The organism is Achromobacter sp. JD417 (assembly GCF_041879325.1).
In the GTDB taxonomy this organism is placed as follows: domain Bacteria; phylum Pseudomonadota; class Gammaproteobacteria; order Burkholderiales; family Burkholderiaceae_B; genus Achromobacter; species Achromobacter mucicolens.
This window is the reverse complement of sequence record NZ_CP087159.1, coordinates 4,281,222-4,299,265: the sequence shown is the minus strand read 5'-3', so window position 1 is coordinate 4,299,265 and position 18,044 is coordinate 4,281,222. Positions and strand designations below refer to the sequence as shown.

Annotated in this window: 19 protein-coding genes; 13 read left to right on the top strand and 6 right to left on the bottom strand. The window is 64.9% G+C overall.

All coding sequences use genetic code 11. The features are described 5' to 3' along the window. Positions 1 to 24 precede the first annotated feature (24 nt). Positions 25 to 1,017 carry a tripartite tricarboxylate transporter substrate binding protein gene (locus LN047_RS19835; RefSeq protein WP_373979970.1) on the top strand — a complete coding sequence of 331 codons (993 nt, stop codon included), beginning with the start codon at positions 25 to 27 and terminating at the stop codon, positions 1,015 to 1,017. A gap of 31 nt (positions 1,018 to 1,048) precedes the next feature. On the opposite strand, the gene LN047_RS19830 is transcribed toward LN047_RS19835, so the two are convergent. Continuing rightward, positions 1,049 to 1,492 (bottom strand): DUF695 domain-containing protein, encoded by a 444-nt coding sequence (locus tag LN047_RS19830; protein ID WP_062842233.1) that lies wholly within the window; start codon positions 1,490 to 1,492, stop codon positions 1,049 to 1,051. Between LN047_RS19830 and LN047_RS19825 the strand changes: the two genes are divergently transcribed. Beyond that, entirely contained in the window at positions 1,492 to 2,220 is a 729-nt protein-coding gene (locus tag LN047_RS19825; RefSeq protein ID WP_373979969.1) for a hypothetical protein, read from the top strand. The genes LN047_RS19830 and LN047_RS19825 overlap by 1 nt on opposite strands. A 52-nt stretch (positions 2,221 to 2,272) precedes the next feature. On the opposite strand, the gene LN047_RS19820 is transcribed toward LN047_RS19825, so the two are convergent. Next, complete coding sequence (locus LN047_RS19820) at positions 2,273 to 4,735, bottom strand: cation-translocating P-type ATPase (RefSeq protein WP_373979968.1); 2,463 nt, start codon at positions 4,733 to 4,735, stop codon at positions 2,273 to 2,275. Positions 4,736 to 4,746: 11 nt separating this feature from the next. Beyond that, positions 4,747 to 5,172, bottom strand: coding sequence for a universal stress protein (locus LN047_RS19815; protein WP_373979967.1), 426 nt, complete (start codon positions 5,170 to 5,172; stop codon positions 4,747 to 4,749). 256 nt (positions 5,173 to 5,428) lie between these two features. Between LN047_RS19815 and LN047_RS19810 the strand changes: the two genes are divergently transcribed. Then, entirely contained in the window at positions 5,429 to 5,854 is a 426-nt protein-coding gene (locus tag LN047_RS19810) for an Hsp20/alpha crystallin family protein (protein WP_056322922.1), read from the top strand. A gap of 63 nt (positions 5,855 to 5,917) precedes the next feature. Here LN047_RS19810 and LN047_RS19805 read toward each other — a convergent pair whose 3' ends face one another. Beyond that, on the bottom strand, positions 5,918 to 6,760 hold the full coding sequence (locus LN047_RS19805; protein ID WP_373979966.1) for a L,D-transpeptidase: 843 nt from the start codon (positions 6,758 to 6,760) through the stop codon (positions 5,918 to 5,920). Positions 6,761 to 7,004: 244 nt separating this feature from the next. Here LN047_RS19805 and LN047_RS19800 point away from each other — a divergent pair, with 244 nt between their 5' ends. From LN047_RS19800 to LN047_RS19790, 3 genes are read left to right on the top strand one after another with little or no spacing between them, the layout of a single operon-like run. Beyond that, positions 7,005 to 7,637: a hypothetical protein gene (locus LN047_RS19800; RefSeq protein ID WP_373979965.1), complete on the top strand. Its 633-nt coding sequence runs from the start codon at positions 7,005 to 7,007 to the stop codon at positions 7,635 to 7,637. Continuing rightward, positions 7,637 to 8,134: a universal stress protein gene (locus tag LN047_RS19795; RefSeq protein WP_373982160.1), complete on the top strand. Its 498-nt coding sequence runs from the start codon at positions 7,637 to 7,639 to the stop codon at positions 8,132 to 8,134. The genes LN047_RS19800 and LN047_RS19795 overlap by 1 nt, the downstream gene beginning before the upstream one ends. A gap of 3 nt (positions 8,135 to 8,137) precedes the next feature. Continuing rightward, positions 8,138 to 9,241: an NAD(P)-dependent alcohol dehydrogenase gene (locus LN047_RS19790; protein WP_056322931.1), complete on the top strand. Its 1,104-nt coding sequence runs from the start codon at positions 8,138 to 8,140 to the stop codon at positions 9,239 to 9,241. Positions 9,242 to 9,299: 58 nt separating this feature from the next. Here LN047_RS19790 and LN047_RS19785 read toward each other — a convergent pair whose 3' ends face one another. Next, positions 9,300 to 9,839, bottom strand: a complete 540-nt coding sequence (locus LN047_RS19785; protein WP_373979964.1) for a MarR family winged helix-turn-helix transcriptional regulator — start codon at positions 9,837 to 9,839, stop codon at positions 9,300 to 9,302. A gap of 148 nt (positions 9,840 to 9,987) precedes the next feature. Between LN047_RS19785 and LN047_RS19780 the strand changes: the two genes are divergently transcribed. Genes LN047_RS19780 through LN047_RS19765 form a run of 4 tightly spaced genes read left to right on the top strand, consistent with a single transcriptional unit; the run spans position 9,988 to position 14,091 of the window. Then, positions 9,988 to 11,214, top strand: a complete 1,227-nt coding sequence (locus LN047_RS19780) for a CaiB/BaiF CoA transferase family protein (RefSeq protein WP_373979963.1) — start codon at positions 9,988 to 9,990, stop codon at positions 11,212 to 11,214. After that, a complete protein-coding gene (locus LN047_RS19775) occupies positions 11,211 to 12,056 on the top strand; it encodes a CoA ester lyase (RefSeq protein WP_373979962.1) in 846 nt (281 codons plus the stop codon). The genes LN047_RS19780 and LN047_RS19775 overlap by 4 nt, the downstream gene beginning before the upstream one ends. Next, positions 12,053 to 13,063, top strand: coding sequence for a phosphoglycerate dehydrogenase (locus LN047_RS19770; RefSeq protein ID WP_373979961.1), 1,011 nt, complete (start codon positions 12,053 to 12,055; stop codon positions 13,061 to 13,063). Before LN047_RS19775 ends, LN047_RS19770 begins: the two co-directional genes overlap by 4 nt. Before the next feature lie 44 nt (positions 13,064 to 13,107). Continuing rightward, a complete protein-coding gene (locus LN047_RS19765) occupies positions 13,108 to 14,091 on the top strand; it encodes a Bug family tripartite tricarboxylate transporter substrate binding protein (RefSeq protein WP_373979960.1) in 984 nt (327 codons plus the stop codon). 57 nt (positions 14,092 to 14,148) lie between these two features. On the opposite strand, the gene LN047_RS19760 is transcribed toward LN047_RS19765, so the two are convergent. After that, a complete protein-coding gene (locus LN047_RS19760; RefSeq protein WP_056322933.1) occupies positions 14,149 to 15,048 on the bottom strand; it encodes a LysR family transcriptional regulator in 900 nt (299 codons plus the stop codon). 212 nt (positions 15,049 to 15,260) lie between these two features. Between LN047_RS19760 and LN047_RS19755 the strand changes: the two genes are divergently transcribed. The 3 genes from LN047_RS19755 to LN047_RS19745 are packed head-to-tail and all read left to right on the top strand — an operon-like array spanning position 15,261 to position 18,024. Beyond that, complete coding sequence (locus tag LN047_RS19755; protein ID WP_056322936.1) at positions 15,261 to 15,935, top strand: RraA family protein; 675 nt, start codon at positions 15,261 to 15,263, stop codon at positions 15,933 to 15,935. Next, positions 15,932 to 17,149, top strand: a complete 1,218-nt coding sequence (locus LN047_RS19750; RefSeq protein ID WP_373979959.1) for an aminotransferase class I/II-fold pyridoxal phosphate-dependent enzyme — start codon at positions 15,932 to 15,934, stop codon at positions 17,147 to 17,149. The genes LN047_RS19755 and LN047_RS19750 overlap by 4 nt, the downstream gene beginning before the upstream one ends. 47 nt (positions 17,150 to 17,196) lie before the next feature. Beyond that, complete coding sequence (locus LN047_RS19745; protein ID WP_175236384.1) at positions 17,197 to 18,024, top strand: ABC transporter substrate-binding protein; 828 nt, start codon at positions 17,197 to 17,199, stop codon at positions 18,022 to 18,024. Positions 18,025 to 18,044: the final 20 nt, after the last annotated feature.

Here is an 18,044-nt window from a genome sequence, read left to right as displayed (position 1 = left end):
GGTAGATAAAAACAGGAGACAACCATGAAACAGCAAAACTTCTTCACGCGTGGCGGCATCGCCACGGCCGCGGCGGTCCTGGCGCTGGGCGCATTGGCCGCGCCTCAGGCGCGCGCGGCCTACCCCGACAGGCCCTTGCGCATCGTCGTGCCGTTCACGCCGGGCGGCGGCACGGATCTGATCGCGCGCCAGTTGGCCAAGGGTCTGACGCAGGAATTGGGGCAGACCGTGGTGGTGGAAAACCGCCCGGGCGGCAGCACCATCATCGGCACGGAGAACGTGGCCAAAAGCCCGCCTGACGGCTACACCTTGCTGATGGCCACGTTCGCCCATGCGGTGAACCCGGCCATTCACAAGAAGCTGCCCTACGATACCGAGCGGGCCTTCGCGCCGGTCGCGATGATCGGCAAATCACCCAACGTGCTGGTGGTGCCGCCAAACTCGCCGTTCAAGAGCGTGCAGGAGATCCTTGCCTACGCGCGCGCCCATCCCGGCAAGCTGACGTTTGGATCCTATGGCAACGGCACCTCGGCCCATCTGGCGGGCGAGCTCTTCAAGAGCCTGGGCAAGGTGGACATCCTGCACGTGCCCTACAAGGGCGCCGGCCCCGGCATCAACGACCTGATCGGCGGGCAGATCGACATGATCTTCTCGACGTCGGCCAGCGTCAGCGGCCACATCAAGAGCGGCCAGCTGCGCGCACTGGCCGTGACCACGAAGCAGCGTTCGCCGGCTTACCCCGACGTGCCGACCGTCGCGGAAGCGGGCGAGGCGGGGTATTTCGTGGATAGCTGGTATGGCGTGTTCGTGCCGAACGGCACGCCGCCCGCCGTCATCGACACGTTGAACGCGGCAATCAGGAAGGCGTCCGGCGACCCGGATTTCCGCGCGGCGCTGGAGCTGGAAGGCCTGGCGCCCGATGTGGGCACGCCCGCCGCGCTGGGCGAGTACGTCAAGGAGGAAGAGGCGCGCTGGAGCCGGATCATCCAGGACGCCGGAATCACCGACAAGCCCTGAGCGGGCCTGCCCGGTGTCCGCGGGCGTGCGTTCAATGCAGCTGGTCGGACCCTTCCGGCTGCAATTCCGACAGCGCCTTCCAGTCCGGATCCTGGAACATGCGCAATTGAATCGGATACACGGGGTGCCCTGCCAGGCACTTGTTGAACGCATCCAGAAACGCCTCGACATTCGGCGTGTAGTAGCGCCACTCTTTCTGATGATTGCCCGTCAGGCAAGCCACCTGCACGCCGGCGTCCGAATTCTCAAAGCCCTGCTCGACGGCCTCTTCGAAGCTGTTGGTGCGCTGCTTGTCTTCATCATTGGGCATGCCCGATTCGATGCCCTCGTAAGGCCACGTGATGATGATCAGGTTCTCGTTGATCTGGCGGTCGGCCTCGGCCGGCAGACCGGTGCGAAAGCGGATGACGACCGGCAGTCCGTTGACGCGGGCTTCGCCCACCGCCCAAAGATCGCCTGGAAAAATGCTGGGCATTGCTTGAACTCCTTTTCACTTCTTCGTCGAAACAGGCCACGAGTCTATCGCAAGCGGTCCAGACGGGCCGCGGTGCCCTTGCAGCGGCCCTGCGCAGGGGCCTCGGGGATGTTGACGATTGTCAATTTCGGGGTTTCTGGCCGATCTATGCTGGCGCTGCGCAGGCGTTGCGCGCAGTGAACCTCGTGCGATTGGCAATCGGGTGGAGATCGATCATGAACATGAAGACTGCGGCCATTGCCGCAATGCTAGTTTTGTCGGCCCCTGGCCTGGCGCTTGCCGCGCCGCCCAGCGACGCGCCCGCGCGCCCAGCCCAGCCTGCCTCGCCGGGCGGCAATGTCCAGGACTTCGACAAACAGGCTGCGCAAGTCAGGGAGAATCTGGAAAACATGCAAAAGCAGATGGATGCGATCCAGAAGACCACCGATCCGGATGCGCGGCAGAAGCTCATGCTTGAGCACCGGCAGCTCATGCAGAACACGATGGGCATGATGCGCCAGATGTGGACGGGTGGCATGGGACCTTGCTGCGCGCAGGGTGGCGGCGGCCCCCATCATCGGGGAGGCCCGATGATGGGATGGAACGCCATGAGAGGCAATTACTCCGGACTGACGCCTGAACAGGTCCGGGAACATCAATACATGCGCGACCAATACATGGGAATGCAGCAGCGGATGATGGAGCAGATGCTGCAGCAGCAACTCAATTCGGCCACGCCACAACGGTGACCGCCGCGGTGGGTGTGCGCCTGGCAGCGGCGACGCCAGTCGCGTCGCGGCGTTATCGAGCGGCCCCGCATGGCAGCGCGCCTGCCGCGCTCAGCGGCCGGCCCAGCGGCCGCAGTCCTCGCGCCACCGGCCACACCGTCACCGCGGCCAGCAGTGCCGCCGCCCATTCCCGGAGGCCCAGCGGGCCGAATTCGAACAGCCCGCGCAGGGCAGGCCATTGCAGCGTCAGGGCCAGCAGCGCCAGCGTCGCCGCGACCGCCAGCCGGGTGGCGCCGTCCCATGTGCCGGCGAGCCGCTGGTGGGGCGAGCGGTTGTTGACCATCAAGGTCAGATTGCCCAGCACCAGCGCACAGAAGGCGGTGGCGCGCGCGGTATCCGCGGGCGTCTGTGTCTGCTGCAGCCAGCCGTAAAGCATGCCGGCGGATGCCAACAGCGCCAGCCCCTGGGCCAGGCCAATCAGGAAGGTTCGTAGTGAAAACAGCGGCTTCTCGACGGGCAGGGGAGGGCGGCGCATCAGGTCCGGCTCTGCCGCGACGGACTCGAAAGCCAGTCCGCACAGCGGGCCGATGACGATCTCCAGGAACGCCACATGGGCCGGGCGCAGCAGTTCCGGCCAGCCAAAGAGCAGTGGCAGGATCACCAGCCCGGCGATCGGCACATGCGCCGCGACGATGTAGACGATTGCCTTGGACAGGTTGTCGAACAGGCGGCGGCTTTGCCGGACCGCGTTCAAGATGTCGGAAAAATCGTCGCGGGTCAGGACCAGGTCGGCGGCTTCGCGCGCGACATCGGTGCCACGCGCGCCCATGGCGATGCCGACGTGGGCCGCGCGCAATGCGGGGGCGTCGTTGACGCCGTCTCCGGTCATCGCAACGATGGCGCCTTGCCGCTTGAGCATCTGGACCAGGCGCAGCTTCTGTTCCGGCTTTACGCGCGCGTAAACGCAGGTGCGGCCGACCAGCTCGGCCAGATGCGCGCCGCCTTCCCGCGCCAGCACATCGCCTTCAGCCACGTAGTCAGCCGGAATGCCCGCCTGGCGGGCAATGGCGCGGGCAGTCTCCGGATGGTCGCCCGTCAGCATCAGCACGCGTATGCCCGCCGCATCGCACGCGGCGACCGACTCGGCCACGCCTTCCTTCAGCGGATTTTCCAGGCCCACCAAGCCCGCGAACTGCAGCGGCAGGTCGTCGGGCTGATCGGGAAGCCGCCCGTTCGGCCAGCGCCCGCTGGCCGCCGCCAACACCCTCAGCCCCGCCGCGGCCATGCGCTGGACCTCGGCCTGCAGCTGCGCCGTGCGCGCCGGCGAAAGCTGGCAAAGCTTGAACACGGCCTCCGGCGCGCCCTTGCACGCCAGACGGGCGTCATCCGCTTGCGCCGTAGCCCAGACGTGGATCACAGCCAACCGTGCGGACGAGAAGGGATAGGCTTTAACCAGGGCAAGACCGTCCGCTGGTGGATGTCCGCCAAGCGACGCGGCAAAAATGCGAAAGGCGTCCTCCATTGCATCCCCGGAATCGGGCACGCTCGCCAGCGCAAGCGTTTCGGCCAGGGTCATGGCCTCGGCCGCGCAATCCGCCGCCGCCGCGCCCGCGAGATCGGCGGCATCGATGCGCACTGAGCCAGCGTAAAGCGCGCTAACGACCATGGTGTTTGTCGTCATGGTGCCCGTCTTGTCGGCGCACAACACGGTGGTCTTGCCCAGGGTTTCGACCACGCTCAGCTTGCGGACAAGCACGCCTTCGCCCGCGATGCGCCGGGCTTCCAGCGCGGAGAAGATGGTCACGATGACGGGGAAATCCTGCGGAACCAGACTCATCGCCAACGCGATGCCCGCCAGCATTCCTTCGAACCATCCTCCCCGCATGTAGACGTACAGGGCCCAGGTGGCCAGCGACAGGAAGAACCCCACCCACATGAACCGCAGGATGAAATGGCGGGTCTGCAATTCCAGGGGCGCGCGTTCCGGCGTCAGTTGCCGCATCGACTGGCCCAGCGCGCCCAACCGCGTGTCGTCTCCCACGGCAAGAACGCGCAGGGTGCCGGTTCCCGACAGCACCAGCGTCCCGCTCAGCACCTCGGCATCGCTCTCAACCGTGCCCGATGGCCGCTTGTACACGGGCTGGAACTCGCCGGTAAGCGGCGACTCGTCTACCAGCAGACCCTCTCCGTCCGTCAACCGGCCGTCCGCGGGGACGCGGTTGCCTTCGGCAAGCAGCACCGCATCGCCCGGCTTCAGTTCGGCCGACGGCACCCAGTGGCGCTTGCCGTCGCGCAGCAGCAGGGCGCGGGGCGCCGCCAGACGATCCAATGCGTCAAGGGCGCGTGCGGTACGTAATGACTGCGCCACCGTCAGCGCAAAAATGACCAGTACAAAAAGCAGCAGCAGCGCCGCTTCCTGCCAGGCGCCTAGTAATGTGTACAGGCCGCCGCCGGCCAGCAGCAACGCGAACATCGGATCCTTGACCAGATCCAGGCTGATCGAGGCCAGGGTGCGCTGATGGTCCGGCGAGGGCATGGCGCATCGGCCTAGGTGATCAGCACCACCGGAATGTGAACCGTGTGCAGCACCTTCAGCGTGGTCGATCCCAGAAACAGGCTGCCGGCCGCGCCCAGTCCTCGCGACCCCATGACGATATGGTCGCAACCCTGCTCGGTGGCGTGGGCCTTGATGCATTCGGCAATGTTGCCCACCCGCGTCGCCTTTTGATAGATGATGCCCGAGCGGTCCAGCAAGGCCTCCGACTCCGCGAGGGCGGCCTTGGCTTCGTCCTCATAGAATTCCTCGATGGCATCCGGCTCAAAGAACGCCAGTATCGCGCCCGAAGCAATGGGCGGCTGCACATTCAGCAGGTGGATGGCGCAAGGGCCATGTTCGCGGACCTGGTCGACCACATAGTGCACGGCGCGCAGGGAATTGCCCGATCCGTCAACGGGGATAAGCACGTTTTTCACGACCCCTCCGATAGCAGTATCTGCCCGGGCCGCATGGCTCGGGCGTGATGCCATCATCGCGCCGATGCGGTCTTGGAAGTTGACGTCAGTCAAGCTTTCGCCCGATGGCGTGGGCGAGCGCGGCCAAGCCTGCGCGGGGCCCGACGTTTGTCCCCGATTTCTGCATGACAAAGGTCAATTTGGCGATTCCGGACGGGGGCAACATGGAGAGGCGGGCGAACCTCCCGCGTCTCATCCTCACGAAAAGGAGATAGCCATGTCGCGCTTGACGCAATACAGCCCATTTTCAAGCGAACCCTTCGCGGACGTTTTCCAGGCGTTCCTGCGGCCGATCCGGCAGAACGGGGAGGATCAGGCCCCCCGGATGGACATCGATGTCACCGAGGCAGGCGACAAGTACGTCCTGAAGGCCGACGTGCCCGGGATCGACAAGAAGGACATCACCGTGCAGATCGATGGCAACACGGTGATGATCTCGGCCAACAAGGAAAAGCACAGTGAAACGAAAGAGGCGGGAAACGTCATCCGCCGGGAGCGTTTCTGGGGCCAGGTTCAACGCTCCGTGTCGCTGGCCAGCCCCATCGATGAAGCGGCCGCCAAGGCCGTCTGCGAGAACGGCGTCCTGACCCTGACCCTACCCAAATCGGCCGGAAGCCGGAACAAGACGCTGCAGATCGAATGACAGGCTCGCGTATCGCGTCGATTTCGCCCTGAATCCACCAAGAGGCCGGGTCGGACCGGTCAATCAATGTGCGGCGGCGCGCGCCGGCACGGCCCAGCCCGGCCGGCTCTCGCGTTCGGTGTCGACGATGATCAGATAGCGTCCGGCGCCATCGGCGGGCGTCCTGCCGGGCTGCAGCACCCACGGCGGCGCGATCAGATCGGCCGCGAGCTCGTAGTCGGCGTCCAGCAATCCGTAGCTGTCGAGCAAGCGGTTCAGGGTTGCCGGAATGCGGATGCAGCCTTTGGATTGCGGCGTTCCCAGCTTGGACTCCAGCAGGACGGGATCCGTCGCGTGCATCTGCAGGCGCATCGTGCTGACGCCGCCATTGCCCCATCCCCGCAAGGCCTGCTGCCAGCCGAAGTCATAGACACGCATGCCCTTGGCGCCGTAGCCCAGGATGCCATTCGCGTTCTTCGTGCCCTGGGCGCGGAAGTCCGGATTGGCCAAGGTATGCGGGTACACGCCCGTGGGCGTTTCAAAGTGATCGAACTGGCCGATCCTGCCGGTAGACACCGGCGCCGCGCCCACATGGACGGGCATGCCGATGGCGGGTAGCCAAAAGAGGAAGACCGCCTGCACCTTGGGATTGCGGTCGACCACGAGGGCGTACTGCGGGCCCAACAGGCCGAGCCCCGCTTCCTTGAGCATCCCCAGCGCCAGGCTTGCATAACGGATCTGCTCGTCGGCCGGAACCGTCAGCGCGGGCGCAACGCGCAGCGCAAAGGTCTGCATGACGTCCTGCGGCGTGACCTGGGCCGGTACCGGGCCCGTCATCATCGCCGACAGGACGGCGCACCACACGGCAGCCCGCGCGGTGGCGGGGCCATGGCCCGATCTCCCAACGGAACTCGGCTTGTCTTTCATGGTGCCTCCGGCGCTTTCGCGCGCCAGGCCGCGGGGCCTGGCCATGCAAGCATGATCGCGCAGCTGCCGCGGACGCGATTGACGCCGGTCAATCTCTCTTCCAATTGCGGCGTCCCTGCCTGCCAGGATGCGGCACGCGTGCGAAGGAACGTTCGACCAAGCCCCACCGCAAGGGCCGCCGGTTAGCGTCAAATTCGTGATTTTGGTCAACAAGCGCTTGCCAGACAGGTTCAAGATGAAATCCATGAAGACAAGCGTCCTCGCCGTGTTGCTTCACCTGATTCTGGCCCTGCTGCCGGCTGGCGCCGCGTTCGCACAGCCGGCGGATTCATTGATGCCGGTATCGCCCGCCCTGTTGAACCGCGTTGATCAGGAAGCCGAGGCCACGCTCTTGCGCCTCTATCGTCTGTCGCCCGCGGCCAAGGCGCTGGTTGGCCGGTCATTTGGCGTGCTGGTGGTGCCTGCCTTGCACGCCGACGGAAGCATCCTGGGGATGGCCTACGGACGCGGTGTCTTGATCGACGCCGCCGAGGGGCGCAATTACTACAACGTCATCGCCAGTCCGCCGGGCTCGGTGCTTGGGCTGAACGACAAGGCGCTGATCCTGGTCTTTTCGTCCTACGCGGCCCTGCGCGGGTTCCAGGCCGGGCCTGGGTGGGAAGAGGGCGCGAGCGGAACCATCCAGATCCTGGACGAAACCGCCATGGCCGCGCGCGAGCTGGTCGTTGAACCGATCGCGGGCTTCATCCTGTCGGCAACCGAGCTGGTTCGAGGCCTGTCTGTCCAGGGCATGCTGTTCGTCAAGGTCCCGGTTTATATGTGCGCCGACGAAGCCGATGCTTGCCGCGGAAAAACCGGAATCCCCTTCCACCCTTGATGCTCTCGGCCATGTATAGACGGATTCTCATACCGATTGACGGCAGCTCGACCTCTGAATCGGGGTTGGATGAGGCAATACGCCTGGCCTTTCTCCATGACGGTGTCATTCGGCTGATCTGTATCGTCCAGCCTCAGCCGTCGTCCGGCGCGCCAGGCGCAAATTGCTATTTCCCGGCGGAAATTCAGGCGCTATTGTTTGAGCATGCCGCCGAACTGCTGCGCAATGCGGCAACAAGGGTGCGCGCCAACTGCATTGCCGTCGATAGCGCGCTCGTCGAAGCAGGCGAACGCTCGTTCGAGGAATGCTTGGCGGCCGAGGCCCGGGCCTGGGAGGCCGATCTGATCGTGATCGGGGCGCACCGGTCGCGCGACGTGCGCAGGATGCCGATGGCCAGCCCGGCCCCGAACCTGCCGCGCGGCGTGGCCGTTCCCTTGCTGCTCGTGCGCGAGGCTGCGCCAAAGGCCGTTCAACCACTCGTCAACAGTTGGAGGTAGGGCATGAATACCACGATGAAAGCAGTCGTCTTTGCCAGCCCGGGCCGCATTGAAATACGCGAAAAGCGCATTCCGGACGTCGGGCCCAATGACGCGTTGATCAAGATCACCACCACCACCATTTGCGGCACGGATATCCACATTCTCAAGGGCGAGTATCCGGTGCAGCCGGGCCTGACGATCGGCCATGAACCCGTCGGCGTCATCGAAAAGCTGGGAAGCGCCGTGACGGGGTATTCCGAGGGCCAGCGCGTGATCGCCGGCGCGATCTGCCCGAATTTCAATTCCTACGCCGCGCAGGATGGTGCGCCTTCGCAGGACGGCAGCTATCTGGTGGCCAGTGGCATGTGTGGATGTCACGGCTACCGCGCCACCGCGGGGTGGCGCTTCGGCAACATGATCGATGGCGCCCAAGCCGAATACCTGCTGGTTCCCGACGCGCAGGCCAATCTCGCGCCCGTGCCAGACGGCCTGAGCGACGAGCAGGTGCTGATGTGCCCGGACATCATGTCCACCGGATTCAAGGGCGCCGAAAACGCCAACATCCGCATTGGCGACACGGTGGCCGTGTTTGCGCAGGGGCCGATCGGGCTGTGCGCGGCGGCGGGCGCCCGGTTGCTGGGCGCCACCACGGTCATCGGCGTGGATGGCAATGCGCGGCGTCTGGAAATATCTCGCCAGTGGGGCGCCGATATCGTCCTGAATTTCCATGATTGCGACGTCGTCGAGGAAATCCTGCGTCTCACCGGCGGCAAAGGCGTGGACTCGGCCATCGAAGCGCTGGGCCAGCAAAGCACCTTTGAATCCGCCCTGCGCGTATTGAAGCCGGGAGGCACGTTGTCCAGTCTGGGCGTCTATTCCGCCGACTTGAAGATCCCGGTATCCGCGTTTGCCGCCGGGCTGGGCGATCACAAGATCAACACGGCGCTGTGCCCGGGCGGCAAAGAGCGAATGCGCCGGCTCATGAACGTGTTGCAGTCGGGCCGCCTGGATCTGGCAAAAATGGTCACGCATCGCTTTGCGCTGGACCAGATCGAGGACGCGTACGACCTATTCGCCAATCAGCGGGATAACGTGCTGAAGGTTGCGATCCGGCCGGGGGCTTAATTCCTTAGCGGCGCCAGCGCTTCACGCCGGGCGCCGCCGTGCATTCCGCTTGACGAGATCAGCCGTCGCGCTTGATCTCGTCCAGGAGGTTGTTGGCCTCGTCCTCCAGCACGCCAAGCACCTTCAGGAAGCTGGCGTACTCGTCTTCCGTCAGGCGGCCTCGTAGCCGCGCTTCCCGTTCCAGAGAGTGAGGCAGGCCGAGCCGCAGCTGCTCAGTTCCCTCCGCCGTCAAGGTCAGGATCTGCTTGCGGCGGTCTTGCGGATCGTTGGACATGGTCAGCAAGCCCTTCTCGGCCAACTCCATCGTCACCCGGCTTACCTGACTGTGGTCGAAGCTGGCCATCCGCGCTATCGCCCCGGACGCGGACGAACCGCCCAGCCGGCTCAGCACCACCAGCACACGCCATTGGCGGCTTGTCAGGTCCAGATTCGTGCGTACCGACGCATCGACCAGCCGCGAAAGCGTTTGCGCCAGCACCGAAATCCGATACGTGATGAGGATCTCAGGCCGGTGGGAATCGACATCCTTTTTGGACGCGCGCTTACGCTTCTGTCCAGGCGCGGGTAGGGTTTTCCTTGCTATATCATTATTTGCCATAGCACATAGTCTACGTTAGGATTGTTCAAGGCCGAGCGGTGGCTTCATTGCGGTGGCTTCATTCTAAGGGGCCGGCGCCGCATCCATGCACGCAAGTTGCCGACAACGCGCAAGCCCCTCGACGGCAAGGCAACCTCTTCCCAATTCCATGGAACGCAATCCGACTACCTCATCCACCAGCGATTCGACGGGCCCGTTGACCGGGGTGAGGGTCATAGACCTGTCACGGCTGGTTGCGGGCAACATGCTATCGATGCAATTGGCGGACTTCGGCGCCGAGGTCATCAAAGTGGAGTCCGCACGCGAAGGAGATACGCTGCGTCATTGGCGAGAAGACCTTGGCGATGGCGCCTCGCTGGACGCCTGGTGGCAGGTCTATGGCCGCAACAAGAAAAGCCTGGCCCTGGACCTGCGCGATCCCGACGCCATCGGCGTGCTGCGCCGACTCGCCGCCGGCGCGCAGGTGCTGATCGAGAGTTTTCGGCCCGGAACCCTGGAAGCCATGGGATTGGCGCCTGCGTCGTTGCATGAACTCAATCGTCAGCTTGTGATCGTGCGCGTCTCGGGCTGGGGCCAGACGGGGCCCTATCGCGATCTGCCCGGATTCGGCAGCCTGCTGGAAGGCTTTTGCGGTTTCGCGCACAAACACGCGGTCGATGATGTTCCCCGGCTGCCCAACATGGCGCTGGCCGACATGGTGGCGGGTCTGGCTGGCGCGTTCGCCACCCTGGCGGCCGTGCGCGAGGTCGAAGTGAGAGGGGGACAAGGTCAGGTGGTGGACCTCTCCCTGCTTGAGCCGATGCTCGCCATCATGGGACCCGATGTGACCGCCTACGCCGCCACGGGAAAAGTCGCCGGACCGTCAGTCAAGATTGCGTCTCCCCGTGGTGTCTACCAGTGCAAGGACGGGGGCTGGGTGGCGTTGTCGGGCTCGACCGACGCCATGGCTCGCCGCGTGCTGCAGGCCATTGGCCACGGCGATCTCGCCGAAGAACCGCGCTTTGCCACCAATGCTGCGCGATTGGCCAATGACGCGGAGCTTGACGCCCTAATCGCCGATGCGGTCGCGCAATTGAACCGGGACGAGTGCCTTGAGCACCTGCGTGCGCAAGGCGTGACGGCCGGACCGATCCATGACGCCGCGCAGCTTGCCGCCGATTCCCACGTGGTGGATCGCGCCTGCTACGTGAGGCCGTCCGGCGCCGGCGGCACACTGATGCAGAACGTCATGCCGCGCCTTGCCAACACGCCCGGCCGGATCCGGCATCAGGCGCCATTGCTGGGACAGCACACGGTACAGGTCTTGAGGGACGTGGGCTTGGACGACGCTCAGATTGAAGAACTTTCAGCGCGCGGAGCAATCAAGTGCATTTGAATGACGTTCGTTCCCTGCTGTTCGTTCCCGCCACCTCGGAGTCTTTGTGGGCGAAGGCGGCCGAGCGCGGCGCCGATGCGATCATCATCGATCTGGAAGATGGCGTCTCCGTTGCGTTGAAGGATCAGGCGCGCGTCATGGCCCGGCGAGCCATCGAGGCGCTGGCCGACGTGATTCCCGTCCTGGTTCGCGTGAATGCGCCAAGGGATATGTTTGCGCTGGATATCGGCGCGCTGCCGCTGCCGCGGTTGCACGGCGTGCTGCTGCCAAAGGTGGAATCGCCCCAGGATGTGCAGGCGCTTGCGGCATGCATCGACCGGCACTCTGCGCCGGATTCGGCCGGCCTTCCCATCGCCGCCCTCATCGAAACGCCGCTGGGCGTCATGCAGGCGCAAAGCATCGCCACCGCCCACCCCCGCGTGGCGGCGCTGGGATTTGGCGCCGAAGACTACGCCACTGACATGGGCGTGCCTGCGGAACCGCAGTCTCTCTTGTGGGCCGCGCAGGCCGTGACGTGCTGCGCGCGCGCATACCGGCTGGCGTGCTGGGGCCTGCCCGGAAGCATTGCGCAGATCAACGACATGGCGGCATTTGCCAGTCTGGTCCGGCTTGCGCGCAACACCGGCTTCAGTGGCACCGCCTGCATACATCCGCGACAGGTGCCGGTCGCCAATGCCGGGTTTGGCCCCTCAGACGATGAGCTCGCCTGGGCGCGCAGCGTGGTTGCGGCGGATGACGAGGCCAGGTCCCGGGGGCTTGCGGTGGTAACGCTGGACGGTCGAATGATCGATCGTCCTGTTGTCGAGCGCGCGCGCAACTGGCTGCGCGTCGAGAATCAATGAAACGTCCCGCGAATTCCTTTTCCTGTGTCCTTGTGACCGCGCGCTTTTTTGACGACAAGGCGGCGAGCATCCTGCGCACTGCGGGCCTGACGGTGGTCACGGGCGGCGTTGCCCATGACGCGGTCGACGCCGTGATCACCGAGGACATGCACGATGCGCTCTCGCGTTGCAGTGCCTGGATCATGGGCATGCCGCCGGTCACCGCCGACCTGCTGGCGCGTTACCCCAACCTGAGCGTGATGGCGCGGCGGGGCGTCGGCTACGACACGATAGACGTTGCCGCCGTGCAAGCGCACCGCAGGCTCCTCACGATCACGCCGGGCAGCAACGAGGCGACCGTGGCCGATCACGCCGTTGGATTGATGCTTGCGCTCGGCCGACGCTATTTCGAATCGCACCGGCGCATGCAATCCGGCGAACATGGGGTGCTCGTGGGTACGGAACTGTCAGGCAAGACGGTCGGATTGATCGGCCTGGGCCGCATCGCGCGGCTGGTGGCCCGCAGGCTTGCTGGGTTCGGCGTGCGCGTCATCGCGCATGACCCCTATCTGCCTGATGACGTGGCGGACCTGGACGGGGTGCAGTTGGCATCGCTTGAAACCGTGCTGGCAGACAGCGACTTCATCAGCTTGCATGCGCCTTTGACCGATACCACCCGGCATCTGATCGACCGGGACGCCCTGGCCCGCATGAAGCCCAGCGCGATACTGATCAACACCGCACGCGGCGAGCTCGTCGACGATGGCGCCTTGTTGGCGGCGCTGAAGCGCGGCAGGCTTGGCGGCGCCGGTCTTGATGTCATCGGGTCGGAACGTGATGCGTCGCTTGAGGCCATCACGCGCGAGTTGCTGACGCTGCCGAATGTGATTTGCACACAGCACACCGGAGGCTCTAGTCACGAAGGACTGGAGCGCGCCAACAGGCGCGCGGCGCAATGCGTGGTCGCTGCGCTTCAAGGCCAGCCGCTGCCGCCGGACGCCATCGTCGTCGATGCAAGATCGCCATAACGTCACGATTCATACAACCCAAAAAAAACACCAGGAGACACACCATGAATACCTCGGCAACCACGCGGCGCCGCCTGCTCTGCCTCGCCCTTGCGAGTCTGGCGGGTGCGCATGTTCCCGTCTTCGCGCAAGGCGCGTATCCAGAGCGGCCAATCACCCTGATCGTGGGCTGGGCCGCGGGCGGATCTGCGGATGTGCTGGCAAGGCTTGTCGCGGCGGAGATGGCGGTGACATTGAAGCAACCCGTCATCGTCGACAATCGTCCCGGCGCTGGCAGCAACATTGGGTCCAAGCTCGTGGCCGAGGCCAAGCCCGACGGTTACACGATCATGCTCGCCACCTCTGCGTCCCACGGCTTCAATTCCGCGCTGTTCTCCAAGCTGCCTTACCGGCCGATCGAGGATTTCGCGCCTATCGGCAAGATCAACACGTCGCCAGGCACACTGCTCGTCCCGAATGACTCGCCGTTCAAGTCGGTCCCGGACATCATCGCGGCGGCCAAGGCGCAGCCGGGCAAGCTGAACTATGGATCCGGCGGATCGGGTTCTTCCCAGCACCTGGCCGCGGCCCAGTTCATCAAGCTCACCGGCGTCGATATCACGCATATTCCGTTCAAGGGGTCGGGCCCGATGCTGGTCGACCTGATGGCTGGCCGCATGGATTTCGCCATCACGACGGGACCCGTGCCCTACGTTCGAAGCGGCAAACTGCGCGCGGTGGCCGTGGCTGCCAAAGAACGCCACCCGGCCATGCCGGATGTGCCGACCTTTGAAGAAGAGGGCACAAAGCTCTACACGGACAACTGGTATGGGCTCGTCGCCCCGGCGGGCACCCCCAAACCGGTGCTGGAAACATTGAATGCCGCGTTGAACAAGGCGATCGCCAAGCCCGAGATGCAGAAGCAGTTTGTCGAGCAGGGCGCGTTTCCGGGAAAACCGAATACACCCGATGAGTTCTGGGCGTTCGTGAAAGCGCAGATGCCGGTCGCCGCCGAACTCGTGCGCCAATCGGGCGCGAAGGTCGATTGACGGGATCGTTGCGGCGGTTGGCGGGGCCGCGCATGCGGCCCCTTCGTCGCTCGCACTTCAACGTAAACGCCAACCCACGGAAAATTCGCAGCAGCTTTCCGCCAGTTCGGCCACGCTCTCGCAAAACGCCACGTCCGCATCCCGGCGGAACATCGCGCTGTACACCGATTGCGGCGGCGCCACGCTGGTGCGCGCAATGACCAGCTGCCGCGTGCTGACCATCTCGGCAAAGTAGTCGCGCGGCAGGCAGCTCACGCCAAAGCCCGCGGCGGTCAACCCGGCCATCGCGATCAGGCTGTTGATGGTGAAAATGTTGCTTTGCGCGGTGTGGGGGCGCAGCCATTCGTCATAGATCATGTTCAGGCCGGACTCGCGGCTCTGGCGCAGCAGCGGCAGGCGGGCGATGTCGGCCGGCGTGTAGACGTGGCTCGTGTCGATCAGGTCGGGACTGCCCATCCACGCAAATTCCAGGCGTTGCAACGCCACGACCTGCAGGTTCGGCTCGGCGAATTCGCCGTGCAGAAAGGCCATGTCCAGCTGCCCGGCCAGCAGCCGCTTGTGCAGGTCGCCGCCCAGATCGATATGGGGCTCCAGCGTGATGCGCGGATAGTGGACGCGCAGCAGGCGGATGAGGGCGGGAAGCCAGGTCATCGCGGTGATCTCCGTGATGCCGAAGCGGAAGGTGCCCGTCAGGGTGTGCTGGCCTTTCAGGCGCGCCAGCAGGCGGTCGCGGTGCCCCAGCATCTGTTCGGCCAGCGCGTAGATTTCATGACCGCGCGCCGTCAGTTCGGCGCGGTGGCCTGACCGGTCAAACAAGGCGATGTCGAAGTCGGCTTCCAGCTCCTGGATGCGCTTGGTGATTGCCGATTGCGTGGTGTGCAGCTTCTGCGCAGACGCGGAAAACGTGCCTAGCCGCACCGTCCAATAGAGCGCCTCGATTTGCTTGAAAGTCAGCATGCGGCGCCCGTGAGCTCGGCAGAGTTCATTCCGAATTTTCCCTTAAGGGGTAACCCCTATATTCTGAAAAGTGATGAAGTTCGCTGAAATTTAATCCCTTTTTCGGAATCGCAAAAGCTCGCACCATTCGCTCTGACTTAATTCCTGCCGACCGGATCCGCTTCAAAAAGCCGGAGAACGAGCGGCCTTCGATTCAGGACAAGCAGATCGTCATGGCTACCATTTCCACCGGCGCACGCATACTGCCGGCATCTCCCGTCGCGCCCGCCGCCATCCTGCAAGCGCTTGCAGGCATCGTCACGCCGCATCTGAGCGACAACCTTGCGCGGCGCGAGGGCATCACCGGGCTGCGGCGCTACAACCGAGCGGGCAAGCTCGTGGGCACGGCGCTGACCGTCAAGACCCGCCCCGGCGATAACCTCATGATCTACAAGGCCATGCTGCAGATCCAGCCGGGCCACGTGCTGGTGGTGGACGCCGGCGGCGATCTGTCCAACGCCGTGCTCGGCGAAATCATGAAGCGCTATCTGCAGATCCACGGCTGCGCGGGCGTGGTCGTCGACGGCGCCATCCGCGACGTGGCAGCGTTCGAAGCCGACAGCTTCCCTTGCTACGCGCGCGGCCACATCCACCGCGGGCCTTACAAAGACGGTCCCGGCGAAGTCAATGTGCCCGTGTCGATCGGCGGTCAGGTCATCAATCCCGGCGATATCCTGGTGGGCGACGAAGATGGGCTGGTCAGCTTTGCCGCGTCGGACGCCGACGCGCTGATTGCCGCGGCCCATGCGCACGCCGACAAGGAAGCGCGCATCATGGCCGAAATCGCCACCGGCGAGAAAACGCAGAGCTGGATGCAGGCCGCGTTCGCGGCAAAGGGGCTGGCATGAACGCCGTCACCCCCGAATTCCTGGCCGAACGCGCGCGCGCCATCAAGCCTTCGCCCAGCATGATGGCCAAGAGCCGCGTGGATCAACTGCGCGCTCAGGGCCGCGACATCATCGATTTCACGGTGGGCGAGCCGGATCTGCCCACACCTGCCCACATCGTGCAGGCCGGCATCGACGCGCTGAACAGCGGCGACATCCGCTACACCGCGTCGGTCGGCGCCAAGCCGCTGCTTGAAGCGGTGCGCGCCAAGTTCCGCCACGAGAACGGACTGGACTACGGCCTGGACGAACTGATCGTCGGCGTGGGCGCCAAGCAATTGATCTTTACCGCGCTGGCCGCCACCGTTCAGGCCGGCGACGAAGTCATCATTCCGGCGCCGTACTGGGTGTCCTATCCCGATATGGTCCTGGTCAACGACGGCACGCCGGTCGTGGTGGCCTGCCCGGAGTCCGACGGATTCAAGCTGACCCCCGACGCGCTCGAGCGCGCCATCACGCCGCGCACCAAGTGGCTGCTGTTGAACACGCCCAGCAATCCGACCGGCGCGATGTACAGCGCCGACGAGCTGCGCGCGTTGGCGCAGGTGCTGGCGCGTCATCCGCAGGTCTGGCTCCTGACCGATGAAATCTACGAGCACCTGGCCTATGGCGGCGAGGGCCACGCATCGCCCGCGGCCGTCGAGCCGGCGTTGGCCGCGCGCACGTTGACGATCAACGGCGTCTCCAAAGCCTATGCAATGACCGGCTGGCGCCTGGGGTACGCAGGCGGCCCGAAGGCGTTGATTAAAGCCATGGCCACCCTGATCTCGCAAAGCACCAGCTGTGTCAGCGCCATCAGCCAGTCGGCCGCGCGTGTTGCGCTGACCGCCGACCAGCAATGCGTGCGCGATGCCGCGGCCCTGTTCCACGACCGGCGCGACCGCATTGTGGCGCTGCTCAACGAGGTGCCCGGCATCCGTTGCCCGGTTCCCCAAGGCGCGTTCTACGTGTATCCGTCGGTCGAAGGCCTGCTCGGCAAGACGACGCCCAACGGCCGCAAGCTGGAAAGCGACCTGGACGTGGTGATGTTCCTGCTGGACGAGGCCGGCGTCGCGGGCCTGGACGGCGCAGCCTATGGGCTGTCGCCCTACCTGCGGCTCAGTTTCGCCACGTCGATGGAAAACATCGAAGAAGGCTGCCGCCGGATCCGCGAAGCCTGCGCCCGGCTGGCCTGAAACCGGGTTTTTAAGTAGCACCCATACCTACACATCAAGGGAATCCCATGAAGACGTTCATCTCCTCCTTCGTTGCCATCGTCGGCCTGGCGGCCACGCTGGCGCCCGCCGCCAATGCCGACACGCTGCAGGACATCAAGGCCCGCGGCAAATTCATCTGCGGCACCATGGGCACGGCCGAGCCGTTCAGCTTCCAGGATCCCAAGACGCGCGGCATCGTCGGCTACGAAGTGGATGTCTGCCAGGCGCTGGCTGACAGCCTGGGCGTGCCGCTGGAGCTCAAGCTGATCGCCGTCGAGGCCCGCATCCCCGAACTGATCGCCGGCCGTGTGGACGTCGTGGCTGCGAATCTGGGATGGTCGCCCGAACGCGCCAAGCAGATCGATTACTCGCACCAGCACTTCGTGAGCCTGCAGAAGATCCTGTCGCGCGAGTCGGACAAGGACCTGAAGGCGCCGGCCGATCTGGCGGGCAAGCGGGTCAGCGCGGTGCGCGGATCGTCGTCCGAGCAAGGCGCGCGCAAGAACATCCCGAACGTCGATCCCGTGACGTTCAAGGATCCCAGCGGTGCGTTCCTGGCGCTGCAGCAGGGCAAGGTGAGCGGCTTTGTCGGGTCCGAATTGATGCTGGTCAAGCTGCAACACCAGGCCGCATCCAGCGCGGTGCCCGTCAAGATCCTGGAGCCGGCGCTGTTCATCGAACCGTGGGGTGTCGGTGTGCGCAAGGGCGACACGGCGATGCTGAACCAGGTGAACAAGGTGCTGGACGGCATGGAGGCGTCGGGACAAGCCGCCAAGACCTTCGACAAGTGGTTCGGCCCCGGCACGCAATTCAACATCAAGCGCGACTTCCGCATCGAAGAAATCAAGGGTTGACGCGCCAAGCGTCCTGGAGC

What these genes read in the sequence shown, in the direction of transcription:
- LN047_RS19835 (WP_373979970.1), top strand. Translation starts at nt 25, where the DNA reads ATGAAACAGCAAAACTTCTTCACGCGTGGCGGCATCGCCACGGCCGCG.
- LN047_RS19830 (WP_062842233.1), bottom strand. Translation starts at nt 1,492, where the DNA reads ATGCCCAGCATTTTTCCAGGCGATCTTTGGGCGGTGGGCGAAGCCCGC.
- LN047_RS19820 (WP_373979968.1), bottom strand. Translation starts at nt 4,735, where the DNA reads ATGCCCTCGCCGGACCATCAGCGCACCCTGGCCTCGATCAGCCTGGAT.
- LN047_RS19810 (WP_056322922.1), top strand. Translation starts at nt 5,429, where the DNA reads ATGTCGCGCTTGACGCAATACAGCCCATTTTCAAGCGAACCCTTCGCG.
- LN047_RS19805 (WP_373979966.1), bottom strand. Translation starts at nt 6,760, where the DNA reads ATGAAAGACAAGCCGAGTTCCGTTGGGAGATCGGGCCATGGCCCCGCC.
- LN047_RS19800 (WP_373979965.1), top strand. Translation starts at nt 7,005, where the DNA reads ATGAAGACAAGCGTCCTCGCCGTGTTGCTTCACCTGATTCTGGCCCTG.
- LN047_RS19795 (WP_373982160.1), top strand. Translation starts at nt 7,637, where the DNA reads ATGCTCTCGGCCATGTATAGACGGATTCTCATACCGATTGACGGCAGC.
- LN047_RS19790 (WP_056322931.1), top strand. Translation starts at nt 8,138, where the DNA reads ATGAATACCACGATGAAAGCAGTCGTCTTTGCCAGCCCGGGCCGCATT.
- LN047_RS19785 (WP_373979964.1), bottom strand. Translation starts at nt 9,839, where the DNA reads ATGGCAAATAATGATATAGCAAGGAAAACCCTACCCGCGCCTGGACAG.
- LN047_RS19780 (WP_373979963.1), top strand. Translation starts at nt 9,988, where the DNA reads ATGGAACGCAATCCGACTACCTCATCCACCAGCGATTCGACGGGCCCG.
- LN047_RS19770 (WP_373979961.1), top strand. Translation starts at nt 12,053, where the DNA reads ATGAAACGTCCCGCGAATTCCTTTTCCTGTGTCCTTGTGACCGCGCGC.
- LN047_RS19765 (WP_373979960.1), top strand. Translation starts at nt 13,108, where the DNA reads ATGAATACCTCGGCAACCACGCGGCGCCGCCTGCTCTGCCTCGCCCTT.
- LN047_RS19760 (WP_056322933.1), bottom strand. Translation starts at nt 15,048, where the DNA reads ATGCTGACTTTCAAGCAAATCGAGGCGCTCTATTGGACGGTGCGGCTA.
- LN047_RS19755 (WP_056322936.1), top strand. Translation starts at nt 15,261, where the DNA reads ATGGCTACCATTTCCACCGGCGCACGCATACTGCCGGCATCTCCCGTC.
- LN047_RS19750 (WP_373979959.1), top strand. Translation starts at nt 15,932, where the DNA reads ATGAACGCCGTCACCCCCGAATTCCTGGCCGAACGCGCGCGCGCCATC.
- LN047_RS19745 (WP_175236384.1), top strand. Translation starts at nt 17,197, where the DNA reads ATGAAGACGTTCATCTCCTCCTTCGTTGCCATCGTCGGCCTGGCGGCC.